The sequence below is a fragment of the Novosphingobium sp. BL-A-41-Hi4A-0G genome (genome assembly GCF_055521735.1).
Map to the genome: position 1 here is coordinate 1,462,361 of NZ_CM145501.1, position 25,665 is coordinate 1,488,025.

23 protein-coding genes are annotated in these 25,665 nt (G+C 65.0%); 6 read left to right on the forward strand and 17 right to left on the reverse strand.

Going from position 1 to position 25,665, the window contains the following annotated elements; genetic code table 11:
* Position 1 precedes the first annotated feature (1 nt).
* From dnaE to ACZ1JX_RS07205, 7 genes are all read right to left on the reverse strand, one after another.
* Entirely contained in the window at positions 2-3,592 is a 3,591-nt protein-coding gene (gene dnaE / locus ACZ1JX_RS07175) for a DNA polymerase III subunit alpha (RefSeq protein WP_465126064.1), read from the reverse strand.
* Positions 3,593-3,665: 73 nt separating this feature from the next.
* Positions 3,666-4,154, reverse strand: coding sequence for a glutathione peroxidase (locus tag ACZ1JX_RS07180; protein ID WP_465126065.1), 489 nt, complete (start codon positions 4,152-4,154; stop codon positions 3,666-3,668).
* Complete coding sequence (locus tag ACZ1JX_RS07185; protein WP_465126066.1) at positions 4,151-4,384, reverse strand: hypothetical protein; 234 nt, start codon at positions 4,382-4,384, stop codon at positions 4,151-4,153. Before ACZ1JX_RS07185 ends, ACZ1JX_RS07180 begins: the two co-directional genes overlap by 4 nt.
* Positions 4,385-4,457: 73 nt before the next feature.
* On the reverse strand, positions 4,458-4,721 hold the full coding sequence (locus tag ACZ1JX_RS07190) for a hypothetical protein (RefSeq protein ID WP_465126067.1): 264 nt from the start codon (positions 4,719-4,721) through the stop codon (positions 4,458-4,460).
* Between the two features lie 50 nt (positions 4,722-4,771).
* Positions 4,772-5,446 carry an ABC transporter ATP-binding protein gene (locus ACZ1JX_RS07195; RefSeq protein WP_465126068.1) on the reverse strand — a complete coding sequence of 225 codons (675 nt, stop codon included), beginning with the start codon at positions 5,444-5,446 and terminating at the stop codon, positions 4,772-4,774.
* Positions 5,439-6,680, reverse strand: a complete 1,242-nt coding sequence (locus ACZ1JX_RS07200; protein WP_465126069.1) for a lipoprotein-releasing ABC transporter permease subunit — start codon at positions 6,678-6,680, stop codon at positions 5,439-5,441. Before ACZ1JX_RS07200 ends, ACZ1JX_RS07195 begins: the two co-directional genes overlap by 8 nt.
* A 118-nt stretch (positions 6,681-6,798) precedes the next feature.
* Positions 6,799-7,737, reverse strand: a complete 939-nt coding sequence (locus ACZ1JX_RS07205; protein WP_465126070.1) for an MASE1 domain-containing protein — start codon at positions 7,735-7,737, stop codon at positions 6,799-6,801.
* A gap of 266 nt (positions 7,738-8,003) precedes the next feature.
* Here ACZ1JX_RS07205 and purF point away from each other — a divergent pair, with 266 nt between their 5' ends.
* The 3 genes from purF to ACZ1JX_RS07220 all read left to right on the forward strand — a co-directional run bounded on the left by purF (position 8,004) and on the right by ACZ1JX_RS07220 (position 10,649).
* Positions 8,004-9,494, forward strand: a complete 1,491-nt coding sequence (gene purF, locus ACZ1JX_RS07210) for an amidophosphoribosyltransferase (protein ID WP_465126071.1) — start codon at positions 8,004-8,006, stop codon at positions 9,492-9,494.
* A gap of 1 nt (position 9,495) precedes the next feature.
* A complete protein-coding gene (locus ACZ1JX_RS07215) occupies positions 9,496-10,203 on the forward strand; it encodes an SDR family NAD(P)-dependent oxidoreductase (RefSeq protein ID WP_465126072.1) in 708 nt (235 codons plus the stop codon).
* Positions 10,204-10,295: 92 nt separating this feature from the next.
* Entirely contained in the window at positions 10,296-10,649 is a 354-nt protein-coding gene (locus tag ACZ1JX_RS07220; RefSeq protein ID WP_465126073.1) for a PilZ domain-containing protein, read from the forward strand.
* Between the two features lies 1 nt (position 10,650).
* On the opposite strand, the gene ACZ1JX_RS07225 is transcribed toward ACZ1JX_RS07220, so the two are convergent.
* A complete protein-coding gene (locus ACZ1JX_RS07225) occupies positions 10,651-11,919 on the reverse strand; it encodes a class I SAM-dependent methyltransferase (RefSeq protein WP_465126074.1) in 1,269 nt (422 codons plus the stop codon).
* Between the two features lie 37 nt (positions 11,920-11,956).
* Entirely contained in the window at positions 11,957-13,336 is a 1,380-nt protein-coding gene (locus ACZ1JX_RS07230; protein WP_465126075.1) for a cryptochrome/photolyase family protein, read from the reverse strand.
* Between the two features lie 72 nt (positions 13,337-13,408).
* Here ACZ1JX_RS07230 and ACZ1JX_RS07235 point away from each other — a divergent pair, with 72 nt between their 5' ends.
* Entirely contained in the window at positions 13,409-14,158 is a 750-nt protein-coding gene (locus ACZ1JX_RS07235; RefSeq protein ID WP_465126076.1) for a phosphatase PAP2 family protein, read from the forward strand.
* Here the strand turns inward: ACZ1JX_RS07235 and ACZ1JX_RS07240 are convergent.
* From ACZ1JX_RS07240 to ACZ1JX_RS07250, 3 genes are all read right to left on the reverse strand, one after another.
* Positions 14,155-15,093 carry a metal-dependent hydrolase gene (locus ACZ1JX_RS07240; protein WP_465126077.1) on the reverse strand — a complete coding sequence of 313 codons (939 nt, stop codon included), beginning with the start codon at positions 15,091-15,093 and terminating at the stop codon, positions 14,155-14,157. The two genes, ACZ1JX_RS07235 and ACZ1JX_RS07240, sit on opposite strands and share 4 nt — an antisense overlap.
* Positions 15,094-15,177: 84 nt before the next feature.
* The gene (locus ACZ1JX_RS07245) at positions 15,178-16,230 is read right to left on the reverse strand and encodes a 2-oxoacid:ferredoxin oxidoreductase subunit beta (protein WP_465126078.1); all 1,053 of its coding nucleotides are present in this window, start codon (positions 16,228-16,230) and stop codon (positions 15,178-15,180) included.
* An 11-nt stretch (positions 16,231-16,241) separates the two neighbouring features.
* A complete protein-coding gene (locus tag ACZ1JX_RS07250) occupies positions 16,242-18,125 on the reverse strand; it encodes a 2-oxoacid:acceptor oxidoreductase subunit alpha (RefSeq protein ID WP_465126079.1) in 1,884 nt (627 codons plus the stop codon).
* A 203-nt stretch (positions 18,126-18,328) separates the two neighbouring features.
* Between ACZ1JX_RS07250 and ACZ1JX_RS07255 the strand changes: the two genes are divergently transcribed.
* Together ACZ1JX_RS07255 and ACZ1JX_RS07260 are read left to right on the forward strand one after the other, a co-directional pair.
* A complete protein-coding gene (locus ACZ1JX_RS07255; protein WP_465126080.1) occupies positions 18,329-19,282 on the forward strand; it encodes an alpha/beta hydrolase in 954 nt (317 codons plus the stop codon).
* A complete protein-coding gene (locus ACZ1JX_RS07260; protein WP_465126081.1) occupies positions 19,279-19,770 on the forward strand; it encodes an RNA pyrophosphohydrolase in 492 nt (163 codons plus the stop codon). The genes ACZ1JX_RS07255 and ACZ1JX_RS07260 overlap by 4 nt, the downstream gene beginning before the upstream one ends.
* Before the next feature lie 92 nt (positions 19,771-19,862).
* Here the strand turns inward: ACZ1JX_RS07260 and ACZ1JX_RS07265 are convergent, their stop codons facing one another.
* The 5 genes from ACZ1JX_RS07265 to ACZ1JX_RS07285 form a co-directional block, all read right to left on the reverse strand.
* A complete protein-coding gene (locus ACZ1JX_RS07265; protein WP_465126082.1) occupies positions 19,863-20,369 on the reverse strand; it encodes a tetratricopeptide repeat protein in 507 nt (168 codons plus the stop codon).
* 66 nt (positions 20,370-20,435) lie between these two features.
* Positions 20,436-21,623: an RsmB/NOP family class I SAM-dependent RNA methyltransferase gene (locus tag ACZ1JX_RS07270; protein ID WP_465126083.1), complete on the reverse strand. Its 1,188-nt coding sequence runs from the start codon at positions 21,621-21,623 to the stop codon at positions 20,436-20,438.
* A gap of 10 nt (positions 21,624-21,633) precedes the next feature.
* Complete coding sequence (gene guaB, locus ACZ1JX_RS07275) at positions 21,634-23,091, reverse strand: IMP dehydrogenase (protein ID WP_465126084.1); 1,458 nt, start codon at positions 23,089-23,091, stop codon at positions 21,634-21,636.
* Positions 23,092-23,161: 70 nt separating this feature from the next.
* On the reverse strand, positions 23,162-24,673 hold the full coding sequence (locus ACZ1JX_RS07280; protein ID WP_465126085.1) for a M28 family metallopeptidase: 1,512 nt from the start codon (positions 24,671-24,673) through the stop codon (positions 23,162-23,164).
* 148 nt (positions 24,674-24,821) lie between these two features.
* Entirely contained in the window at positions 24,822-25,607 is a 786-nt protein-coding gene (locus tag ACZ1JX_RS07285; protein WP_465126086.1) for a 3-hydroxybutyrate dehydrogenase, read from the reverse strand.
* Positions 25,608-25,665: the final 58 nt, after the last annotated feature.

Below are 25,665 nucleotides of genomic sequence, written 5' to 3' on the forward strand. Positions count from 1 at the left end.
CTTATTCGACGAGCCGCAGATGCCTTTCCGGTCTTGCGGTCAGCGCCACATTGGCAAGTCCATCTATGGGAATCAATCGTTCGATTAAGTCGCTGTCCAGTTTAAAATCATTGCCGAGCCTGACGAGTGGCTCCTTCGGCCCGCCGGTGCGCAGCCGCGCCAGGACTTCGCCCTTGCCGCCGGGTTCGCGCGGCAGCAGCATCGCAAGTTCGGAAATCGCCTCAGGCTTGCTGACGTCGAGCTTCAACTGCATCCGCGAGGCACTCGTCACCGATGCCAGCGGACGCGCCCCGCGCACCGTCACGCGCGGCGCTTCGTCGGGATTGGGCCGGTCCAGCTCGACGTTGAGCAGTACGCAAGTGCCATCGCGCGCCCACTGCTGGAACGGCTCGACCAGGCTCTCCTCGAAGCACGAGGCCGAGAACAGGCCCGAACTGTCGGAGAAGTCGGCCATGACGAAGTCCTTGCCCTTCTTCGTCTTGCGCTTCTGCACGTTCTCCACCAGCGCCGCCATGACCGCGCCCGAGCGCCCGCCCGGCTCGCCGCTGCTGGTCATCAGGCTGCCATAGGAGCGCGCGCCATTGGCCGAGGCGACCGCGCGATATTCCTCCACCGGATGCGCCGCGAAATAGAACCCGAAGTTCTCCCGCTCCGCCGCCATCTGGTCGGCCCGGCTCCACGGCTTGGTCTCGGCAAGGCGCGTCGCGGGCGTGGCGTGATCGTCCCCGCCGAACAACCCGCCCTGCCCCGACGTGCGCGATCGCGCGGCCTCGTCCGCCACCGCCATCAGCAGTTCGGCATTGGCGATCACCTGGGCGCGGTTCGGTTCGAGGCAATCGAGTGCCCCGCCCGCCGCCAGCGCTTCCAGCTGCCGTCGGTTCATCGATCCCGCCGGAATGCGCCTGAACAGATCGTCAAGCGAGGCATAGGGCCCGTTCGCCTCGCGCTCCTCGACGATCTGCTCCATCGCCTTCTCGCCCACGTTGCGCAGGCCCGCCAGCGCATAGCGCACGGCAAAGCCGTCCTGCGTCCGCTCGACGGTGAACTCGGCCTCGGAATGGTTGATGTCCGGCCCGGCCAGCGCCACCCCGTTGCGACGCATGTCGTCAACGAAGACCGAGAGCTTTTCCGACTGGTGCATGTCGAAGCACATCGATGCCGCATAGAATTCGTGCGGATAGTGCGTCTTCAGCCACGCCGTCTGGTACGCCAGCAGCGCATAGGCCGCAGCGTGGCTCTTGTTGAAACCATAGCCCGCGAACTTGTCGATCAAGTCGAACAACTCGTTGGCCTTGGCCGCCGGAATGTCGGACACGGTCTTGCAACCATCGACAAAGCGCTGGCGCTGCGCGTCCATCTCGGCCTGAACCTTCTTGCCCATCGCGCGGCGCAGCAGGTCGGCATCGCCCAGCGAATAACCCGCCAGGATCTGCGCGGCCTGCATGACCTGTTCCTGATAGACGAAGATCCCGTAGGTCTCGGCCAGGATGCCCGCCAGCTTCTCGTGCGGATACTCGATGCTTTCGAGGCCATTTTTGCGCCGCCCGAACAGCGGGATGTTGTCCATCGGGCCGGGACGGTAGAGCGAGACGAGCGCGATGATGTCGCCGAAGTTGGTCGGCTTCACCGCCGCCAGCGTGCGCCGCATCCCTTCGGATTCCAGCTGGAACACGCCGACGGTATCGCCCGATTGCAGCAGCTTGTAGGTCTGCTCGTCATCCCAGGCGAGCGCGGACAGATCGATCTCGATCCCGCGCTTGCCCATCAGGTCCACCGCCTTGCGCAGGACCGAGAGCGTCTTGAGGCCGAGGAAGTCGAACTTCACCAGCCCCGCATCCTCGACATGCTTCATGTCGAACTGCGTGACCGGCATGTCCGAGCGCGGATCGCGGTAAAGCGGCACCAGTTGCGCCAGCGGCCGGTCGCCGATGACCACGCCCGCCGCGTGAGTCGAACTGTTGCGCGGCAGGCCTTCGAGCTGCATCGCGAGGTCAATCAGCCGCTTGACCTCGGGATCGCGGTCATACTCGCGCTTGAGCTCCAGCACGCCATTCAGCGCGCGCGGCAGCGGCCAGGGGTCGGTCGGATGGTTGGGCACCATCTTGCACAGGCGGTCGGTCTGCCCATAGCTCATCTGCAGGATGCGCCCTGTATCGCGCAACACGGCGCGGGCCTTCAGCTTGCCGAAAGTGATGATCTGCGCGACGTGGTCCAGCCCGTACTTGCGCTGAACATAGCGGATCACTTCGCCACGCCGGGTTTCGCAGAAGTCGATATCGAAGTCCGGCATCGAGACGCGTTCGGGGTTGAGGAAGCGTTCGAACAGCAGGCCCAGCTTGATCGGATCGAGGTCGGTAATGGTCAGCGCCCAGGCGACCAGCGAGCCTGCGCCCGAACCACGCCCCGGCCCCACCGGAATGCCTTGCTCCTTGGCCCACTTGATGAAGTCGGCCACGATCAGGAAGTAGCCCCCAAAACCCATGCGGTTGATGATGCCGACTTCGAACTCAAGTCGGTCACGATAGCCGAGCACTTCCTCCCACACGCCCGCGACATTGAGCTGCGGGTAATCGGCGGCGTCCGGCTCGGCGTCGGGGCCGAGGCACAGCACGCGCTCAAGTTCTGCGTGCGCAACCTCGGGGTAATAAGGCTTCAACCGCAGAACGAGGCCCTTGCGGCTGTCTTCGGCACACATCCGCGCCTCGCCTTCCTGATCGCCGGCAAGGCTGGGCAGGATCGGCTTGCGCTTGGGCGGCATCACCGCGCAGCGCTGCGCCACGACGAGCGTATTGGCGAGCGCTTCGGGCAAGTCCTTGAACAGCTCCTCCATCACCTCGGCAGGCTTGATCCACCATTCCTTGCTGGAACGCGGGCGGTCAGTGCTGTCGACATGGGTGGAACTGGCTATGCACAGCATCGCATCGTGCGCATCGTAGAACCCGCGCTCGGCAAAGCAGGCGGGATTGGTCGCCACCAGCGGCAGGTTGCGGGCATAGGCAAGGTCGATCAACGCCTCTTCGGACGCTTCCTCCACCGGCTCGTTCCGTCGCGCGATCTCGATGTAGAGCCGCTCGGGGAACAGCTCCTGCAACCGGTCGAGATAGGTCTCGGCGGCACTTTGCTGCTGCCCGCCCAGCAGACGCGCCAGCGCGCCCTCGCCCGCAGCCGTCAGGCAGATCAGCCCATCGGTGTGCCCAACAAGGTCTGCGAGCACGACATGCGCCTCGAACTCCAGCGGCCGATCAAGGTGCGCCCGGCTGACGAGATGGCACAGGTTGTCATAGCCCCGCGCATCCTGCGCATAGAGCGCCAGCCAGTCCACGGTGGGCGCTGCAGGCCCGAACCCGGTCGCCGCGCCGTCGCGATCAGGCCGTGCCACGGCGAGCATCGTGCCGATGACCGGCTGCACGCCCATATCCTTGCACGCCTTGGCATAGGCGACGCTGCCATAGAGCCCGTTGCGATCGGTAATCGCCGCCGCCGGAAACCCCCGCTCCGCCGCCGTCTTGGCAATAGCCTTTGGATCGATCGCCCCATCGAGCATCGTGTAGGACGAGAAGATGCGAAGCGGAACGAAGGGGGCGTGGGGCATCCCTTCAAGGTAGGAAAAAGGCCGCGCTCTTGCGAGAGGCGCGGCCTGTTTTTCCCCCGAACCGTCAGCGTGCTCAGAGCAGCTTTTCAATATCCTTCGCAATGCTCTCCGGCTTGTCGGTCGGCGCATAGCGGCGCACCACCTTGCCGTCGCGGCCGATCAGGAACTTGGTGAAGTTCCACTTGATGGCCTTGCTGCCGAGAATGCCCGGCGCCTCCTTTTTCAGCCAGTCGTAGAGCGGGTCGGCGTTGTCACCGTTGACCTCGATCTTGGCCATGAGCGGGAAGCTGAGGCCGAAGTTGACCTTGCAGAAGCTCTCGATCTCGTCCGCCGTGCCCGGCTCCTGCTTGCCGAACTGGTTGCAGGGAAATGCCAGCACCTCGAAGCCCTTGTCGCCATAGTCCTTCCACAGCTTCTCGAGCCCATCGTACTGCGGGGTGAAGCCGCACTTGGATGCGGTGTTGACCACCAGCAGGACCTTGCCCTTTTTCTCGGCAAGGTCGATCACTTCGCCGTTGGGCTTCTTCGCCTTGAAATCGGCGATGGTTGCAGGTCCGCTCACGCGATCCCTCCCTTGGCTGCGAGTTCAAGGATTTCGACCACGTTAAGCGACTTGCCGCCCGCCACGTCGATGACCAGACGCGCCCGCTGTGCAGCATCCATCGCAGCAACCTCGGCGACAAGTTCGCGCAAGGTCCCCTTCTTCAGCGCATTGAAATTGTACTGAAGTTCCGAGCCGCCATCGTCGCGCTCATGCAGTGTTCCCTGCGCATCCCAATCAAGACCGGACATGAATTCTCCCCTTGTCGCGCAAATGGTTCGCACGACAAGGGGACCGGATCAACGGCTAATCATCAGGGGCAAATCAGGCAGGAAAGTCGATGCGGTGCGACAGCGCAAGGATTTCGGCCGGGCCGTACTGCCGGTCGCCCGACTTCTCGATCACCAGCGTAGCGCGTTCGGCTTCAGGCATCCGGGCGACCATGCGAACCATGTCGGCAAAAGTCCCGGCGTGGAGCGAGGCGAAGCCGTGAAAGACGCCGTCTGCCGCTTCCCGGCGCAGCACGACGGCATGGTCGTTCCAGAACGATGCAGCATCGGCCGCCTCGGCGCGGATCGTTGTATTCATGATACGATCTCCTTCTGCCCGTGAAAACGCGTGCAGGAGACGATGTATCCCTACTGCAAAACGCCTTCGTGCAGCCGAACCACGCGGTCCATGCGCAAGGCGAGACGCTCGTTGTGGGTCGCGATCAGCGCCGAACTGCCTTCGCCGCGCACCAGCTTGAGGAACTCCTCCAGCACGCGGTCGGCAGTCGCCTCGTCGAGGTTGCCGGTCGGCTCGTCGGCCAGCACCATCTCGGGCCGGTTCGCCAGAGCGCGCGCCACGGCAACGCGCTGCTGCTCGCCGCCGGAGAGCTGGCTTGGCCGGTGGTCGAGCCGCTGCGCAAGGCCCAGCGCCGAAAGCAGCTCCCGCGCCCTGCCCTCGGCCTGCGCCCGATTCTTGCCCGCCACCAACTGCGGCAGCACGACGTTCTCCATCGCGTTGAAATCGGGCAGCAGATGGTGGAACTGGTACACGAACCCGAGGTGATCCCGCCGCAGCGCAGTGCGATCATCGCCCGAAAGCTTCGAAGCATCGGTGCCCGCAATCTCGATCAGCCCGGAAAAGCCGCCTTCGAGCAGGCCGATTGCCTGAAGCATGGTCGACTTGCCCGAGCCGGAAGGCCCCAGCAGCGCAACGATCTCGCCCGGACGTATCTCGAGATTCACGCCCCGCAGGACGTCGATGGTAACGCCCCCCTGGCTGAACGAACGGCGCAAGTCGCGCAGGCGGACTACTGGATCACTCATAACGCAGCACCTGAACCGGGTCCGTACTCGCGGCCTTGAGCGCCGGGTAGAGCGTGGCGAGGAAGGAGAACAGCAGGGCCATCAGGCTGATCGTGGTGATCTCCACAGGGTCGGACCGGCTCGGCAGTTCGGTAAGGAAGCGGATCGAGGGGTCCCACAGGTTCTGCCCCGTCAGCCACTGGATCGCGTTGACGATGGGCTGGCGGAAGAACAGGAACACGAAGCCCAGCGCAAGGCCCGACAGCGTGCCCAGCGCACCGATCACGAAGCCGATCGTCACGAAGATCTTGAGCAGGCTCTTCCGCGTCGCCCCCATCGTGCGCAGGATCGCGATGTCGCGGGTCTTGGCGCGGACCAGCATGATCAGCGACGACAGGATGTTGAACACCGCCACCAGCACGATGATCGAGAGCACGATGAACATCGCCACGCGCTCCACCGCCAGCGCCTCAAACAGGCTGGCGTTGATCGTCTTCCAGTCGGTGACGACTGCAGTGCCTTCTAGCTGCTTCGTGATCGGAGCCAGCGTCTCCGAGACGGTATCGGCGTTGGTCGTAGTCACTTCGATCATGCCGATGGAGTCGCCGGTCAGCAGCAGTGTCTGCGCATCGGCAATGGGCATGACAACATAGGCATTGTCGTAGTCGTAGATGCCGACTTCGAAGATGGCCGAGACGGTGTAGGCAATCTCGCGCGGGACAGTGCCGAACGGCGTTGCACGACCTTGCGGGTTGATGATGGTGATGCTGTCTCCCACACGCGCGCCGAGGTTCTGTGCGAGGCGCGAGCCAAGGGCGACATTGCCTGAACCCGGTCGCAACGAGGCGATCACGCCATCGACACGCTTGTCGTCGAGCCGCTTGATGTCGTCGGCGGTGTTGCCCCGCACGAGGATCGCCTCGACCCGGCCGTTGAAGCTTGCCAGCAGCGGCTGCTCGATAAGCGGAGAGGCATGGGTGACGCCAGGCGTCGCCTCGACCTTCTTGAGGATGTCCTGCCAGTCATCAAGCCGCCCGCCGTAGGCCTGGATGATCGCATGGCCGTTGAGCCCGACGATCTTGTCGAGCAGTTCGGCGCGAAAACCGTTCATCACGCTCATCACGATGACGAGCGCGGCCACGCCGAGCATGACCGCGACCAGACTGATGCCCGCAACAAGGGCGATGAACGCTTCCCCTCGCCCCGGCAGCATGTAGCGCTTGGCGATGGTCCATTCGAATGGAGACAGGATCAAGCAGGGGTCCTTTGGCAGGAAGACGGCCTAGAGATGGATCGAGCGCCAAGCGCCGCAACCCCGGCCGATGTAGGCCGGAGCGGGGCAAACGGCAATGCTTGCGCTGAGATGCGTTGCTCTAGCCAAACGTGGGCAGGGAGCGCTCGAGTTCGGCAATGCGCGATTCCATCGCGCGCTTCTCGACGATCCTGCGATGGCGCTCGCACGACAAGGGTAACGCCGCCAGCACGGTCACGCCGACGTAAAGCTGGAAGAACTGGATGCGATCGCCGAACCCGATGTCCATTCCGGCAATGGGGCCATGGCCCATGACGGTCATCGTGCCCCCGATCACGATCAGCAGCAGCGGCATCAGCGTCGTGATCGCTGCGGGCGCAAGGGCAGAGGCGATCACCAGAAACACCAACGGGAAGACCAGCAAGGCGCGCATGTCCAGCGCGAAGACGAGCACGGTCAACAGCATGAATGAACCGAACACCAGAGTCGCCAGAGGCCACTGGCTGGCAGGGGGCAGGAAGCTGCGCCCTCGGGAAAGCCGGTGATAGACGAAATGAAACACCGGCAGGCAGGCGACGAGCCCGAGCGCGTGGCCGATGATCCACCGCGTGAAGTTCTCGACCGGTGGCTGATCCAGAACAAGCCACGCAACCAGCGAAGCGGCCGCGCCTGTCAGCGAGGGCACGGTCAGGCCGATGCCAATATAGAAAGACCCCACCCATTCGAGGATGTCGTGCGGCCAGAACGCCCTTGTGATCGATCGCCACAGCAGCGCCACGAGCACGGCTTCTGCCATGTTGATGAGGGCAAAGGGAAAGGCACAGGCCCAGCCGAGGCCAAAGAAGCCGGTGACTGCCATGCTTGCGATTCCGCAGAGCACCAGCCATCGCCACCACTCGCGCGACGGTTCGTGGACCAATCGTGCCGACAGCACCGCGCTGGCCAGCCAGACCATCGCGACGCCGCCGGTGAAGCGCCCGAAATGCACCGCACCATAGGCCAGCACCGCGTAGGCGATGGCTGTGCTGACGGGTCCTGCCAGGATCTGTGCGAGGCGCATGCCCCTGGATATCGCGCATGGTAGTTAAGAATTCCCGTCCGTCGGATGCATGTCTTTGCTAGGCTGGCATAATCCGCAAGGAGAGCGGCTGACCGGAATGCCGTGTCGCGGCTGCAACTACGCACGAGATGTGTCGCGGTTCCACGCCTCGGTTGCCTGCTTCGGCGGGACTCGCGAACCTTGCCCTTGCCATTGGCGGCAAACGTCGCCATTTGGGCGCCAGCAATCGGCCGGCGCGCACGCGCCCACGCGAGTCCACGGGACCCATGACCACAGATCAAGAATTTCGCGACGCAGCACCGTGGGATATCGGTGCCGATGACGACAAGCTGCGCGAGGAGTGCGGCATCTTCGGCGTACTCGGCGTTCGTGACGCCGCTGCGACAGTCGCGCTCGGCCTCCACGCCCTGCAGCATCGCGGGCAGGAGGCTGTCGGCATCACCAGCTTCGACGGGCAGGAGTTCTACCAGCGCAAGGGCATCGGCCACGTCGCGGCGAACTTCTCCACCGGCTCGGCTATTGCCGAACTGCCCGGAACGATGGCCTCGGGCCACGTCCGCTATTCGACCACCGGCGGTGCTGGCTTGCGCAACGTGCAGCCGCTCTTTGCCGATCTCGCCTCGGGCGGATTCTCGATCGCCCACAACGGCAACATCTCCAACGCCACTTTCCTCAAGCGCGACCTCGTCCGCAAGGGCGCGATCTTCCAGTCAACCTCCGACACCGAGGTGATCATCCACCTCGTCGCGACGAGCCGCTACCCAACCCTGCTCGACCGCTTCGTAGACGCGCTGCGCCTGGTCGAAGGCGCATACTCGCTGATCTGCATGACGCCGCAAGGCATGATCGCCTGCCGCGACCCGCTCGGCATCCGTCCACTGGTGATGGGCAAGCTCGGCGATGCGGTAGTGTTCGCCAGCGAGACCGTTGCGCTCGACGTGGTCGGCGCTGACTTCGTGCGCGAAGTGGAGCCGGGCGAACTGATTCAGGTCGATCTGGATGGCAACCTCAGCACACACCGCCCGTTCGGCACGCCCAACGCCCGCCCCTGCATCTTCGAGCACGTCTATTTCAGCCGTCCGGATTCGGTCATGGGCGGCAGCTCGGTCTATCAGGTGCGCAAGGCCATCGGCGCGCAGCTGGCGATGGAAAGCCCGGCAGACGCCGACCTCGTCATCCCCGTGCCCGACAGCGGCGTTCCTGCCGCGCTCGGCTATGCCCAGCAGTCGGGCATTCCGTTCGAGCTTGGCATCATCCGCTCGCACTATGTCGGCCGCACCTTCATCCAGCCCTCGGACGGCGCGCGCAACGCGGACGTGAAGCGCAAGCACAACGCCAACCGCGCGCTCGTTGCCGGCAAGCGCATCGTGCTGATCGACGATTCGATCGTGCGCGGCACCACCAGCCTCAAGATCGTGCAGATGATGCGCGATGCGGGCGCGGCCGAAGTGCACATGCGCATCGCCAGCCCGCCAACCGAGCATTCCTGCTTCTATGGCGTCGATACGCCCGAACGCTCGAAGCTGCTCGCCGCGCGGATGGACGTGGCCGCCATGGCCGAGTTCATCCACGCCGACAGCCTTGCCTTCGTCTCGATCGATGGCCTCTACCGCGCCGTAGGCGAGGCAGAGCGCAACAACGCCTGCCCGCAATACTGCGACGCCTGCTTCTCGGGCGAATACCCGACCAAGTTGACCGACCTTGCCGAGCGCGACAATCCCGACCAGCTCTCGCTGCCGGTCGGCAAGGTCGCCTGACATGAGCCTGCAGGGGCAACTGGCGCTGGTAACCGGCGCAAGCCGGGGCATCGGCGCGGCCACAGCCAAGGCACTGGCCGCACAGGGCGCGCACGTCATCCTCGTCGCCCGCAACGCCAAGGACCTTGAAAAGGTCGAGGAAGAGATCTTCGAGGCTGGCGGCAGCGCCACCATTGCCCCGGTCGATCTTGGCGAGCCTGAAGGCATCGCCCGCCTTGCCACGGCCATCGGCGGGCGCTGGCCCGCGCTCGACGTGCTGGTCATCAATGCAGCTGTCCTGCCTACCCTGACCCCGGTCTGGCAGATCGACGCGGGCGAGTTCAACAAGGCGCTCACGCTCAACGTACTGGCTACGCAGGCGCTTCTCGCGGGGTTCGACGTCATGCTGCGCAAGAGCAAGGACGCTCGCGTGATCGGCGTGACCAGCAGCGTCGGCGCCACACCGCGCGCTTATTGGGGCGCCTATGGCGCCTCCAAGGCCGCGTTCGACAATCTGCTCAATTGCTACGGGCAGGAAGTGCGCAACACCGCTTCTATCCGTGTCGCCGTTGTCGATCCCGGTGCCACTCGCACCAAGATGCGCGCCCGCGCCTATCCCGGTGAAAACCCCGAAAGCGTCAAGCCGCCCGAGGTCGTTGCTGACCGGATCGTTACGCTTCTTGGTGAACAGTTCACCAGCCCGCACCGCATCCGCGTTAACCAGGACTGATAGGCCTGAATTAACGAAATACCGCGATTCTCTGCAATGGTTTGTCACGCGTCGTGACGGGCCCCACGCAGCAGAGGGTCGAGGTGTCCGGCATGACGACGACGGACTGGAACACGAACATTTACGGGCAGGCCGCGCTCGAAGATCGCAGCGCACCGCGCCAGCGCGTCAACATCCCGGCGACCCTGCGGCCTTCCGGCGGCAAAGGCTTCCAGACCGTGGTGCTCGACCTGTCGCTCGGCGGCTTCTGCGCCAATGCCCTGCAACGCCTGCACCCCGGCAACCGTTGCTGGCTCACGCTTCCCGGCATGGAAGCGCTGCAGGCCGAAGTCATCTGGTGGGATTCAGGCCGCGTCGGCTGCGCCTTTGCCAACCTGCTGAGCCCGATCGTCCACGACAACATCCTCGCCCGCTATCGCGGCGATGGCGTGTTCAGGCGACCCTGAGTCAGGTCTTTACCAGCGTCACCTGGCTGACGTTGATCCCGCCGCCCCGGAAACCGCCCTCGCAGTACATCAGGTAGTAGCGCCACAGATCGACGAAACGCTGATCGAAACCTGCGGGCAGACGCCCATCCACCACCGCCCGGTCCAGCGCATCGCGCCACAGCTTGAGCGTTCGTGCGTAATCGAGGCCGAAGTCCTCGCGGTCCTGCCAGGTCAGCCCACGCTCGCCCGCCAGCCTTGCAAACTCGCGCTCGCTGATCAGAAGGCCGCCCGGGAAGACATAGGCCTGGATGAAGTCCGCGCTGGCGGCATAGGCATCGAACAGGTCGTCGCGGATCGTGATGTATTGCAGCGCTGCCCGCCCGCCCGGCTTGAGGCACCGCGCGAGGCAATCGAAGTAGGACGGCCAGTATTCACGGCCCACCGCCTCGACCATTTCGACGCTGGCGATGGCATCGAACTGGCCTGCGACATCGCGGTAGTCCTGATGGCGGTACTCGATCCCCGACAGGCCGGACGTCGCCAGCTCACGCCGCGCCCATTCGAGCTGCTCGTCCGAAAGGCTGATCCCGGTCACCCGCGCGCCATAGGTCTGCGCGAGTCTGCGGGCCAGGAAACCCCAGCCACAGCCGATTTCCAGCACCTCGCTGCCCGGCTTGAGATCAAGCCGTCCACCCAGCCTGTCGACCTTGTTCGCCTGCGCTTCGGCCAACGGAGCATCTGGCGCGATGCCGTCCCACAGCGCGCTCGAATAGCTCATCGTCTCGTCGAGCCACTGGCGGTAGAAATCGTTGCCGAGGTCATAGTGCGCGGCGATGTTGCGCCGCGCCTGCGCCTTGGAGTTCTTGCGCAGGAAATTGAGCGCCTTGCCCGCAAGGCGCCAAGGCCCCTTGGCCCGCCCGACATCGCCAAGCGTCGCCGCATTGCGCATGAACAGGTCGAATATCGGCACCGGATCGGGACTTTCCCATTCCCCGGCAGCCCAGGCCTCGTACCACCCGATCGAACCCGCCGTCGCCAGTCGCATGATCGCGTTCCAGCTGCGCAGGTGGATGCGAGCGACAGGCCCCTCGCCCCGCCCCCCCACGGTGCGCTGGCTGCCATCGGGCAGGATCGCGTGAATCGTCCCACGGACAAGTCCACGGTCGATCCGCTCGACCACTGCGTCGAACCGACCGGCAAAAATGCGTGCGATCCAGCGTCCGGCGGCGGAGATGTTCCAGCCCCCGGCGACCAGATGCCTCCCCCTCGTTGGCGTCTGCGCGTTCATTGCGTGGATATGCGGTGGAGAAGCGGTGCGCGCAAGGTCAGGCTTGCGCCTTCATGGCATCATGCGCGGCAAGCGCCCGTGCGCGGGCCTCGGCGTGGGGCACGATCTTGCGCACATAGCCCTGCGGCGGAAAGGTGGGATCATGAATCTCGGCGTCCGATAGCCGGCGAAGCTCGGGCACCCACTTGCGGATATAAGCCGCCGCGTCAAATTTCGGCGATTGCGTCAGCGGCGCCATGATCCGCACGAACATGTTGGAATCGACGCCGGTGCCCGCCGTCCACTGCCAGTTGACCGCGTTCGAACCATAGTCGGCATCGACCAGCGTATCCCAGAACCAGCGCTCGCCCTCACGCCAGTCGATCAGCAGGTGCTTCACGAGGAAGCTTGCCGCGATCATGCGCACGCGGTTGTGCATCCACCCGGTGTGCCACAGCTCGCGCATTCCCGCATCGACGATGGGGTAGCCGGTGCAGCCCTGCTGCCACGCCTGCAGACCTTCCGGATCATCGCGCCATTGCAGCCGGTCATAGGCCTCGCGCGCGTTCTTCGAGCCGTAGTCGGGGAACTGCACGATCACGTTCTGCGCATAGTCGCGCCAGCCAAGTTCGCTGAGGAACACATCGACCGAACCACCCACGTCGGCGACGCGGTGCCAGATGGTGGCCGGCGAAATCTCGCCGAAATGCAGGTGCGGCGAGAGACGCGAAGTGCCTTCGATCGAAGGCAGGTTGCGGCACTGCTCGTAGCGTGCGGCGCGGGCGACAAAGTCATCAAGCCGTTCAAGCGCGCCCGGCTCCCCAGGCGTCCATTCCTCGCGGAAGCCGCCGGCCCAATCGGGCGCAGTGGGCAGGAGCTTCCAGTCGTCCAGCTTGTCGCTCGCCGGCCAATGTTCGGGAGCATCCAGTGTGATCGGCGCCGCAGCCGGATGCGCGGGCGGCATCCGCTCCTTGAGCGCATGCCAGAACGGCGTGAATATCTTGTAGGGCGCGCCGCCGCCGGTCTTCACGGCCCCGGCAGGCGCAAGGTAGTTTCCGTCATGCAGGACTAGCCGCATGGCCTTGTCGACGGCCTTTTCGGCGTTGCGCCACCACGGTTCGTAGTGGTGCAGGGCATGGACCGTGCGCGCGCCGGTCTCGCGGCGGATTGCCGCCAGTTCCTCGTGCACCTTGCCTCGGCGCAGGATCAGCTTCGATCCGACCTTGCGCAGGTCCCTGTCGAGGCTGGCGAGGCTGTGGTGCAGCCACCAGCGCGAAGCTGCGCCCATGCGGCGATGCTTCGGTGTGTCGTCATCGAGGATGTAAACCGGAATGACCGGCCCCTCGGCCGCAGCAGCGAGCAGCGCGGCCTGATCGGCCAGACGCAAGTCGCGGCGGAACCAGACGATGGACGGCTCACCTCCGCTCTCAAGCGACACGCATACCCTTTCTTCACATCGGTGACGCGATAAACTATTGATGAGGAACAAGCATTGCGCTTGCCTCGTTCCATGGAACCGATGATCCAAGCCGCCCCCGAAAGACACCTGCCCCAAAGGGCACGCAGCTGGCGCATTTCGCCGCAGCACGCCCTGATTGCCGCGGCAATCTGCTGGCTGGGGTTCATTGTGGTGACCGTTCTGGTGCTCGGCGGACGCAGCAGCCGCGTGGACAATGCAGGCCTGATGTTCTGGCGACGCGGAGCGGAACTTGCGCCCGCAGGCCCACAATGGCTGCTTGAAGCGGTGCGCGACCTCACCTCGCTCGGCGGCGTACTCCTGCGCAATCTGATCCTCGCAGGCGTGCTCGCCGCCCTGCTGTTCCTGCGCCTGCGCCGCGAGGCCGTGCTGCTGGCGGCAACCGTCGTCGGCGGATGGGTGGTCAATTCGCTGGTGAAGTTTGCGGTCGGACGCCCGCGCCCGCTGATCGTCCCGCACCTTACCGAGGCTGGAGGACAGAGCTTCCCGAGCGGCCACAGCTTCAACTCGGCCGTCGTCTATATCGCCATCGCACTCGCCTTTGCCGCGATGAGCCCAAGACGAGACGTGCGCTGGACGCTGGTGGCGACGGCCATCTTCCTGAGCCTGGCCATCGCGGTCAGCCGGGTCTGGCTCGGCGTGCATTTCCCCACCGATGTCGCGGCGGGCTGGCTTGGCGGCGCAGGCTGGGCGTTCCTCGCCTCGGCCCTGCTTCACCGTCCGGCCAAGGCCGTGGCCGAGCAGGCAGGCGACATGCTCGATACGCTGACGCCGCGCGCCTAGCAGGTCTTGAGATCGACCACCGTATTGAAATTCCGGGCCATGGCGGGACCGGTAAAGCGCGCGTCGGCGAAGGTCACCGTGGCCCGGCAACCGGAATGCTCCACTTTCACGATCGGCATCTGTGACCACGCGAGGAACTTCACTGCCTCAGGCGTTGCGACGGCAGCCTTGCGAACAAGCGGATCGCTCATGTTGTCAGGTACCGGATCGTCGAAGGCCGCAAGACCGCCAAGTCGCAAAAGCGGATCGTAGCGACCGAAGGCGATCATGCCCCTCTCCCGCCAGACCACATCGCGCCGCCAGAACCGCAGTGGTTCGGGCGCAGCGAACACGCGGTCGGGATTGGCATAAGGCGCATCTGTGCGCGGTGCCTCCCACGCCAGCATCGATATGCCGACATTGAGCAGGATAAAGGCTCCGCTGATCACCAGCGAAATCATCGCGAATGCCCCGGCGGCAAACCGCCGCGCCGCCCATATACCTGCGCCAAGCATGGCCAGCAGCCATGGCGAGACGATGAACAGGCCATCGGCGTGGAACCACTGCTCGCTCCATGGCGACATCAGCTGAACCGCATAGACGGTCTGGAGATCGAGCAAGGGATGCGTGATCGCGCCAAGGTAACTCAGCAGCACCAGCCAGCCCAAGCGTAGCGGTGGTGCACCCTCCACGATCTTCCCGCGAGAGGCCTGCCAGCGATCGAGCAGCCACAGCAACCCCGCCAGCAGCGGCGACATGAGCAGCACGCCACCGACCAGCCCATGGGTAAACCCGCGATGCATGGCGAGCGGCGCCCACGGCGCCCAACCGAAGAAAACGTCGATATCAGGCATATTCGCCGCCAGCACCAGCGCCGCCAGCCCCTTGCGCGTCCTGTGCTTCAGCCCGCTCTCCGCCAGCGCCCACCCGGCAAGGCTATGCGTCAGATTGTCCAAGCGATGACCTCAAACAGAAAGGCCGCAAGGGCACGACCCAAGTCGCATCCTTGCGGCCTTTGATGCCTTAGGGAAACCCGGCAATCAAACCGGATCGGCAGCCGTTCCGCTGACGGTCCAGGTCTGGCCTTTGCCGAGGAGCTTGGCGAGGTTGGCGTCCTTGCCCTTGCGGGCCTGTTCGTCCTGGCCGAGCAGCACGTCTTCGTAGGAAGGTCGCGCGTCGTCGTAGATCACGCCCAGTGCCATCGGGAACGGGCCGAACGGCATTTCCACCAGCATGTGCGCGAGCGCGCGGTTCTTGACGTTGTGGACGATCACGCCCGCGGCCTGCCAGTCGCCATCTACAACGTCGACGACCTTGAGGCTCAACGTCTCCATGTCGAGCGCGATACCCTTCACCCCACCCGACTTTTCCGAACCGAACAGCATCGGCTCGCTATCGGTCAGCCAAAGCTGGTTCTGGTCGGCCACGCCCTTGGCGACGAAATCGTCGAAGCGGTCCTTGTTGTAGACGATGCAGTTCTGGAAGATTTCGACGAAGGCCGCGCCCTTGTGGGCATGGGCCGCCTTGAGCACGCCGGGCAGGTTCTTCGACACGTCATAGGCCCGCGCGATGAAGCGCGCGCCCGAACCCAGCGCGAAAGCGCACGGGAGGGCGGGACGGTCGACCGAGCCGAGCGGCGATGTCGGCGAGTTGGTGCCTTCGCGGCTGGTCGGCGAGAACTGGCCCTTGGTCAGGCCATAGATCTCGTTGTTGAACAGCAGGATCTGCACGTTCACGTTGCGACGCAGGATGTGCATCGTGTGGTTGCCGCCGATCGACATGCCATCGCCATCGCCCGTCACCAGCCAGACATCGAGGTCAGGATTGGCGAGCTTGATGCCGGTGGCAAAGGCAGGCGCGCGGCCGTGGATCGTGTGGAAGCCGTAGCTTTCCACGTAATAGGGGAAGCGGCTCGAGCAGCCGATGCCCGAAACGAACACTGTGTTCGAAGGATCGGCGCCGATCTCCGGCAGGGTGCGCTGCACCGCCTTAAGGATCGCGTAGTCGCCGCAACCCGGGCACCAGCGCACTTCCTGGTCGGTTTCCCAGTCCTTGAGCGTGGTCTGGACCGCGATCTTGGTCATCTCGTTCATGTTCGTAACCTTTATGCGAGCGCAGCTTCGATCGCGGCTTCGATTTCCGCGATGGTGAAGGGCTGGCCGCTGGTCTTGTTGAGCGGCTGGGCGTCGATCAGGAACTGGTCGCGCAGCACCGTCTTGAACTGGCCGGTGTTCATCTCGGGCACCAGCACCTTGTCATAGGACTTGAGCAGGTCACCCAGGTTCGACGGCATCGGCCAGATGTGGCGGACGTGGACGTGGCTGACGTCGAGGCCCTTGCGGCGGGCGCGGCGCACGGCCTGGTAGATCGGGCCATAGGTGCTGCCCCAGCCGACGACCACGAGCTTGCCCGAAGCCTCGCCGTGGTTGACTTCCTGCAACGGGATCGAGTTCGCGACGCCTTCGACCTTGGCCTTGCGGGCGTCGGTCATGATCTGGTGGCTGGCGGGCGAGTAATCGATGTTGCCGGTGCCGGGGTTCTTCTCGATGCCGCCGATGCGGTGCATCAGGCCGGGGGTACCGGGCTTGATCCACGGACGCGCGCCCTTTTCATCGCGCGCGAAGGGCAGCAGTTCGCCATTGGGGCCGTTCTTCGCTTCGAGGAACGTGACCGGGAACGGCTTGAAGCTTTCAGGATCGGGCACCTTCCACGGCTCGGCCGCGTTGGCGATGTAGCCGTCGGTCAGGAGCATGACCGGGGTCATGTACTCAACCGCGATACGGCAGGCCTCGATGGCGACCTCGAAACAGTCCGAAGGGCTGCGCGAGGCGATCACCGGCATCGGCGCGTCACCATTGCGGCCATAGACGGCCTGATAGAGGTCCGACTGCTCGGTCTTGGTCGGAAGGCCCGTGGAGGGGCCGCCGCGCTGCGAGTTGACGATGACCAGCGGCAGCTCGGTCATGATAGCAAGGCCCATCGCCTCGCCCTTGAGCGCAATGCCCGGGCCTGACGACGAGGTCACGCCCAGCTGGCCCGCATAGCTTGCGCCGATGGCCGAGGCGATTGCCGCGATCTCGTCTTCCGCCTGGAAGGTGGTGACGCCGTATTCCTTGAGCCGGGCAAGGTTGTGCAGGATCGCCGAGGCGGGTGTGATCGGATAGCCACCGAAGAACATGTGCAGGTCGGCCAGCTGCGCGCCCGCGACGAGGCCAAGGCTGATCGCTTCTGCACCGGTGACGGTGCGGTAAAGGCCCGCTTCGCTCTCGACCGGGGCGATGTGGTACTGCTTGAGCGGGCCCGACAATTCGGCGGTTTCGCCATAGGCGTGGCCTGCGTTCAATGCGGCGACGTTAGCTTCGGCCAGAACCGGGTTCTTGGCGAACTTGGCGTTGAGCCAGTCGATCAGCGGCTGGCGGTCACGGTCGAACATCCACAGGGCAAGGCCCAGCGTCCACATGTTCTTGCAGCGCAGCGCTTCCTTGTTGCCAAGGCCGAAGGGCTTCACCGCCTCGAGTGTCAACGCCGAGATATCGAACGCGAGGAGCTGCCACTTTTCGAGGCTGCCGTCCTCAAGCGGATTGACCTCGTACTTGGCCTTCTCGAGGTTGCGCTTGTTGAACTCGCCAGTGTCGGCAATGATCAGGCCACCGGCCTTGAGCGCGCCGACGTTGGTCTTGAGCGCAGCCGGGTTCATCGCCACGAGCACGTCGGGCTGGTCGCCCGCAGTGTCGATCTCGGTCGAGCCGAAGTTGATCTGGAAGGCAGAGACGCCGAACAGCGTGCCTTGCGGCGCGCGGATTTCCGCCGGAAAGTCCGGGAAAGTGGCAAGATCGTTGCCCGCGAGCGCGGTCGAAAGCGTGAACTGACCGCCGGTCAGCTGCATCCCGTCGCCCGAGTCACCGGCAAAGCGCACGACAACCGCTTCGGGAGCCTGCGTTTCCTTGCCGCCCGTCAGCGCGTCCGGTCCATCAACTAGTGTAGCCATATCGTCCTCTGCTGCGCCCGGGATTCTCACCCAGTGCTGACACGCGCCTATGCCCCTCCCGTTCCGTTCGCAAAGAAGAAAATCTGCGCGAGCGGAAAAATCCTTCTGCGCTCTTGATTCCCGATGCGCTTGCCAGTCAAGTTGCAAAAGCCAACTTACCACGGTGTTTATAACGAATCCTGTCAACAGGGCGAGGAACAGTCATGACCGAGCAGAAGACCCATTACGTACGCCCCGATGTCCAGGGCTTCCTGGCGTTCCTCAACGGCACCGATGCACCGCCGATGAGCCAGCTCGGGCTTGAAGCCGCGCGCGCCAGCTACATTGCCATGGGCCAGCTAGCCGAAGCCGATCCCCGCGAACTGGCCGTGATCCGGGACCTGACCTGCCCCGGACCTGCCGGTGACATTCCCCTGCGCCTCTATGACTTGCGCGAAGTCCGCGAGCCGGGCCCTGCCGTCATGTTCTATCACGGGGGCGGATTCGTGATCGGCGATCTCGACAGCCACCACAGCCTCTGCACCGAAATCGCGGCCGAGCTCGACATGCCGGTGATCGCTGTGGACTACCGCCTCGCCCCTGAGCACCCCTTCCCCGCCGCGCCCGACGATTGCGAAGCCGCCTCGCGCTGGGTCGCGGCAAACTCCGCTGCGCTGGGGCGCGAGATCACCGGCCTGATCCCGATGGGCGACAGCGCGGGCGGCAACCTCGCCATCGTCGTCACGCAGGCGCTGGTCGAGGAACCCGCCGCCGTGCCGGTGATCATGCAGGTGCCGATCTATCCCCTCTCGGATGACAAGCCCGACCACCAGTCCTTCCTCGATTTCGCCGAAGGATACCTGCTGACGGCAGACACGATGCAGTGGTTCGGCAATGCCTATCAGGCGGTCACCGGCCACAAGCGCGCCTACCCGATCTACGGCGAGCACTCGACCACGCCGCCAACGGTGCTAGTGACGGCAGGACTCGACCCGATTCGCGATAGCGGACGGGTCTATGGTGCGGAATTGATCCGTGCCGGGGCCGAGGTCGTGTTCCTGGAAATGAAGGGCACGATCCATGGCTTCACCCAGGTGCGCAAGGCTATCCCGAGCGCGCAGGCAGACATGCAGTCCATCTTCAAGGCCGTGAGATTGCTGCTGGAAAGGTTGAAATGACAGACGAATTTGCCGGGCTTCCCTACCGTCCCTGTGTCGGTGTCATGCTTGTGAACAGCGCCGGGCGCGTGTTCGTGGGCAAGCGGATCGACAACAAGGAAGTGAATGGGGACGCCTGGCAGATGCCGCAGGGCGGGATCGACGACGGGGAAGAGCTCCACCCCGCCGCCCTGCGCGAGCTGGCCGAGGAAACCGGCGTCTCGCCCGATCTCGTGACGATCATCGCCGAAAGCCGGGAGGAGCACTTCTACGACCTGCCCGATTTCCTGATGGGCAAGCTGTGGGGCGGCAAATACCGGGGTCAGCGCCAGAAGTGGCTGCTGATGCGCTTTGGCGGCGAGGATTCGGACATCAACCTCGAAGCGCACGAGCATGCCGAGTTCGAGGCGTGGAAGTGGGTCGAGCCCGAACTGCTGCCCGAGCTGATCGTGCCGTTCAAGAAGCGGGTCTATCGCCAGGTGGTCGAGGAATTCCGCGAGTTGATTTGAAGACTAGCGAGGCGCACCCGCGTAGGCGGGGGCCTCAGTCGGTTTCAAAAGAGATTCCATTACAACACCAAGATCCCCGCCTGCGCGGGGATTCAGTTCGTCTCGACCTTTTCGGTCGGCATGACGGCCTGAGCCGAAACCACTTTCGGCGCAGGGCCGCGCGCAATGGCGGCGGAGAGTTCGGCGGTTTCCGCGCAAGTCTTGCCACACAGCCCTTCGAGGCGGGTAAGGTTCCGACGGGCCTTTTCCAGCGCGCCCTTCTCCACCATCGCCCCGCCTTCGCCGGAAATGGCGACGACGTTGTTCGGCTCACGCGAAAGGACTTCGCGGTAATAGTGGATCGCCTTGCCCTGCAGGCCATCGCGGCGGGCCGCGTCAGCCAGAGCCAGCAGCGTGGCGTTGCTGGCCGGATCGATCGCCAGCGCAGCCTCGAAACTGTCGGTCGCCGCAGCGACATCACCCTTGGCCAGCGCGGCGCGGCCGTCCTTGAGCAAGGCTTCGACGCGCGGATCGGAGGATACCGGGTTCTTCGCCACGCCCATGCTTCCGGTCACGCCGACAACCAGCGACAAGGCAAGAGCAAAGGGGGCGTAACGCATCAGCAACTCCTTGGGGTGTCTGGCTTGGCGCAGACCATTACTGAATGAACCATCGTCCATGACGCTTCAGTTAACACGGCGTACGAGCGTTGCGAAGAAAAACCCGTCCGTGCCATCCCCAAAGGGCGTAAGACGGATGCCCTCGCCGCGCGGACGCCCTGCAGGCAGCGGCGGCATCTGCACTTGCCAATCCGGGTTGGCGGCAAGGAAGGCGTCGACCCGGTCCGCCCCTTCGGCATCGAGCAGCGAGCATACCACGTAAGTCAGCCGCCCGCCGGGCCGCACCAGCGACGCTCCGATGTTCAGCACATTGGCCTGCATCGCGCAGTATTTGTCGATGGCCTTGGCATCGAGACGCCAGCGCGCTTCGGGATTGCGCCGCCAAGTGCCGGTGCCCGAGCACGGCGCGTCGATCATCACCGCGTCGGCCTTGCCCTGCCAGTCGGCCAGCATCTCGGCCTCACGCTCTGGATTGAGCAGGCGCGTTTCGACCAGCACGCCCGCGCGGGCCGCGCGCTCGGGCAGGCGCGACAGACGGGGACGGTCGATGTCACAGGCGAGCAGCTTGCCGCGATTGCCCATCGCCGCGCCGAGCGAGAGCGTCTTGCCTCCCGCTCCGGCGCAAATATCTACCACCGCCTCCCCCGGCTGCACGCCAAGGGCCATGCAGGCGATCTGGCTGCCGGCGTCCTGTACCTCGAACAGGCCCTCGGCAAATTCGGGCCAGGATTCGACGGCGGTGCCCGATGGCAGGCGCAGACCCTGCGGTGCAATTGCCGGTTCCGCCTCCACCGGCAGGCGGGCGCGCAGATCGTCGCGCGTGATCTTCAGCGCATTGGCCCGGATATCGAGCGGCGCCCTGCCCAGCAGCGCAGCCTGTTCGTGATCATCCAGACCCGATGCCGCCAGTCGCTTGGTCAGCCATGCGGGCGCGGTCCCGCCGGGCGCCACCGTTTCGCCTGCCTCTATCGGCGCTGGCCCATAGTTCGAACCATCGAACAGACCCGCCAAGGCTGCATCGTCCTGCGCCAGACGCAGCATCGCAGCACGTCCGGACACCGGCGCCTCGCCACAGGCCCGGATCGCATTCCACACCAGTTCGCGAATGGCGCGACGGTCCTTCGAGCCGACGTAACGCCGCGCCCGGAACCAGTCCGCCGCGATACGGTCAGCTGAGGCACCCTGCCCGCGCGCCGCCGCAATCACCGCATCAAGCAGGTCGATCGCGGCCTGAACCCGCGCCGCAGGCGTCATTCAGCGGCCCTCAGCCAACCTTGTAGTTCGGTGCCTCGCGCGTGATCGTCACGTCGTGGACGTGGCTTTCGCGAAGCCCGGCGTTGGTGATGCGGACGAACTGCGCGCGCTTGCGCAGGTCTTCGATGGTCTTGCTGCCGGTGTAGCCCATCGCGGCCTTCACGCCGCCGACGAGCTGGTGGACCACATCCTTGGCCGGTCCCTTGTAGGGCACCTGGCCTTCGATGCCTTCGGGCACCAGCTTCATCTGGTCCTTGATGTCCTGCTGGAAATAGCGGTCGGCCGAGCCGCGCGCCATCGCGCCGACAGAACCCATGCCGCGATATGACTTGTAGGCGCGGCCCTGATAGAGGAACGTTTCGCCCGGCGCTTCTTCGGTGCCTGCCAGCATCGAACCGATCATCACCGAGCTTGCGCCGGCAGCAAGCGCCTTGGCCGCATCGCCCGAGGTGCGCAGGCCGCCATCGGCGATCACGGGAACGCCCGACTTCTCGGCTTCCTCGGCGCATTCCATCACGGCGGTCAGCTGCGGCACGCCGACGCCCGCGACGATGCGCGTGGTGCAGATCGAGCCGGGACCGATGCCGACCTTCACGCCATCAGCACCCGCATCGATCAGCGAGCGCGTGGCTTCGGCAGTGGCGACGTTGCCCGCGATCACCTGCACCGAATTGGACAGCTTCTTGGCCGCTTCGACGGCGCGGGCGACGTCGCGGTTATGACCGTGCGCGGTATCAATGATGACCACGTCGCACTCCGCCTCGACCAGTGCCCGCGTGCGCAGCAGGCCCTTTTCTCCGACCGTGGTCGCAGCAGCAACGCGCAGGCGACCGGCGGCGTCCTTCGTGGCATCGGGGAAAGTCACGGCCTTCTCGATGTCCTTGACGGTGATAAGGCCGATGCACTTGAACGCATCGTCAACCACCAGCAGCTTCTCGATCCTGCGCTGGTGCAGCAGGCGGCGGGCGTCGTCACCGCTCGCGCCGAGCTTCACCGTGGCGAGGTTCTCGTGCGTCATCAGTTCGCGGACGGGCTGCTTGGGATTGTCGGCGAAGCGCACGTCGCGGTTGGTGAGGATGCCGACGAGCTTGCCCGAGGCCTCGACCACCGGAATGCCGCTGATCTTGTGCTGGCGCATGAGCGCATTCGCCTCGCCCAACGGCGCATCGGGCGAAATCGTGATCGGGTTGACGACCATGCCGCTTTCGAAGCGCTTGACCGCGCGGACCGCAGCGCACTGCTCTTCGATCGAAAGGTTGCGGTGAAGGACGCCGATCCCGCCAAGCTGGGCCATGACGATGGCCATGTCTGCTTCGGTCACGGTATCCATCGCCGAGGACAGGACCGGGATGTTGAGGCCGATGCCCTTGGTCAGTCGCGTGCGCGTATCGGCCATCGAAGGCACGATGTCCGACTCGGCAGGACGCAGCAGCACGTCGTCGAAGGTAAGGCCGAGAGGGATATCCATGATGCGCGCCACTTCCATGAGGTCCGGGTAGATTCGTGGCGGCCCATGTAAACAGGAAGGTGCGGATGCGCTAGGGGGTATTCGGACGCTTTGGCGGCGCGGTTCCCGACCTGCCCGGATAGCGTTTCGGATCGGCAAAGGCGCGGACCAGTTCCACCTGCAGGTTCACGTCATCCGCCATGCCGGCATAGTCAATCGGCTCTCCCGGCTGGTCGCTCGGACGGTGGTAGGTGTCCTCCATGAACCGCTCGATCCGGTCCATGTCGCCATAGGAATTGCTGACCATGACCGTGGGCACATCGTGCTGCATCAGGATCCAGCTGTCCTGCCGCCGGATGTAGGCGTTGGGTCCGTCACCCGCAGCCAGCTTGCGCTTCATGCGCTTGACCACGTCGGCGATCAGCGGGTCGAGCGGAGTCAGCCCCTTGCCCACCACGCCTATCGGACCACCCGGCGCAACAAGTCCGGTGCTGTCGACATTGAAGGCGGCAACGAAACGGTCGAGCGGGATCGGCGGGTTTTCGGCAAAGGCCATGGCGCCCAGCAGGCCCAGCTCTTCCCCGGTGGTCGCGAGGAAATATACGTCGCGCTCCATCGGTCGCCCGCGCGAGAGGATGCGCGCTGTCTCGGTCAGCACGGCAAGGCCCGAGGCGTTGTCGATCGCGCCGTTGCAGATCACGTCCTCGGCAGGAGCGGCACCGCACTCGCCGAAATGGTCCCAGTGCGCCATCATCAGCACCGCACCTGCCGCCGGATTGCGCCCTTCGAGCTTGCCGATGAGGTTGTGCGTCTTGATGCGCGTCTCGCGGCTGGTCGCCTCGAACGTGCCGGTCAGGCCAAGCGGATAGGGGGCAAAGCCGGGCGCTGCAGCATCATCGCGCAGCCGGGCAACGGTGGGGCGGGTCGTTCCGGCAAGCATCAGGTCAGCCGTTGCGGGGGAGACGAAGGCCTCGATCTCGCTGCCGATCGTCTCGCCTGACACGGCATAGCCAGCGCGGCGGCGGCGGGCGATAACGTCCTCCAGCCCGCGCTGGTCATCAAGCACCGTCAGCACGGCGAGTGCGCCTGCGTCGAGCAGCTTGCCTGCCCGGTCGCCCACCGTGGCAGGGTCGGCACCCACGGGGAGACTGTCGAGCATGACGGCAACGCGCCCGGCCAGTTCGGCGCGAGGTAGTGCCGGAGTCGCCGCGTGGCCCACGAACAGCAGCGGCGCGTCCTGCACGAGACTGCGCAAGCCCGAGGTTACCACAAACACGCTATCGGCAGGCAGGTTCACCCGCTTGCGCCCGCGCATGAAGCTCGCACGCGAAAGAACCGGCTCGCGTTCGACCAGTTCGACCGGCGCGAACCAGCCACTACCGGGGATGTTGGTGCCCGCCTCCATGCCGATGTCGAACCACTGGCGCGCAAGATAGCGCAGCGTCTTGGTCTCGCCCTCGGTGCCCGGTTCGCGTCCGTCAAAGTCGTCGCTCGCCAGTGTTTCGACATGGGTGCGCAGGGTCTGTTCGAGGGGAGTCGGCTTGCGGGGCGCAGGCCTGGCGGCGACGAGCATGAGCGCGCCGAGGACCAGGGCCCCCGTCATCGCAGTCCGCAAGCCCCCCAAACGCTTCATCGCCGCCCTCAAACGCTTCGTCGCAGACCCTTGCTCTCAAAAGCGCGAGCGCAGCGCAAGTTCCCATTTGAGCGGGCGCGCATGAACAGAAGTTTACGCAGCAGCTTGGGGGCCAACCTTATTGCGCCACCCAGCCACCATCGACGTTGTAGTTCGCGCCGGTAATGTTGCGCGCCGCATCCCGGCACAGAAACACCGCAAGCGCCGCCAGCTCGTCAGGCTGAACGAACTGCTTGCTGGGCTGGCGCTCCAGCATCACGTCGTTGATCACCTGCTCGCGCGTCAGGTTCCGCGCCTTCATCGTGTCGGGGATCTGGTTTTCGACCAGCGGCGTCCAGACATAGCCGGGGCTGATGCAGTTGGCGGTCACGCCATGGGTTGCGAGTTCCAGCGCCAGAGTCTTGGTCAGCCCGGCAATGCCGTGCTTGGCCGACACGTAAGCCGCCTTGAATGGCGAGGCAGTGAGCGAGTGGGCCGAAGCGGTGAACAGGATGCGTCCCCAGCCCTTGGCCTTCATCCCGGGAATGCACAGGCGGCAGGCATCGAACGCGGAGGTAAGATTGAGCGCGATGATCGCGTCCCACTTTTCGACCGGGAAATCCTCGACCGGCGCCACGTGCTGCATGCCCGCGTTGTTGATCAGGATGTCGACCGCACCAAACTCTGCAAGGGCGGTCGCCACCATCGCTTCAGTGCCCTCGCGCCTGGTCAGGTCGCTTGCCGCAAAGATCGCTCGGCCTCCGCTGATTGCAGCCAGTTCAGCGCAGATTGCGTCGATCTGGTCGGCATCGCCGAAGCCGTTGAGCACCACGTTCGCGCCCTCTGCTGCCAGCGCCCGTGCATAGGCGAGGCCGATGCCCGAGGTGGAGCCGGTCACGAGCGCGCACTTGCCCTTCAGGAACATTCGATTACTCCGGGGTTTCTGGATGGATTGTTCGCTCTGGCATTGCGGGCGCTGCCCC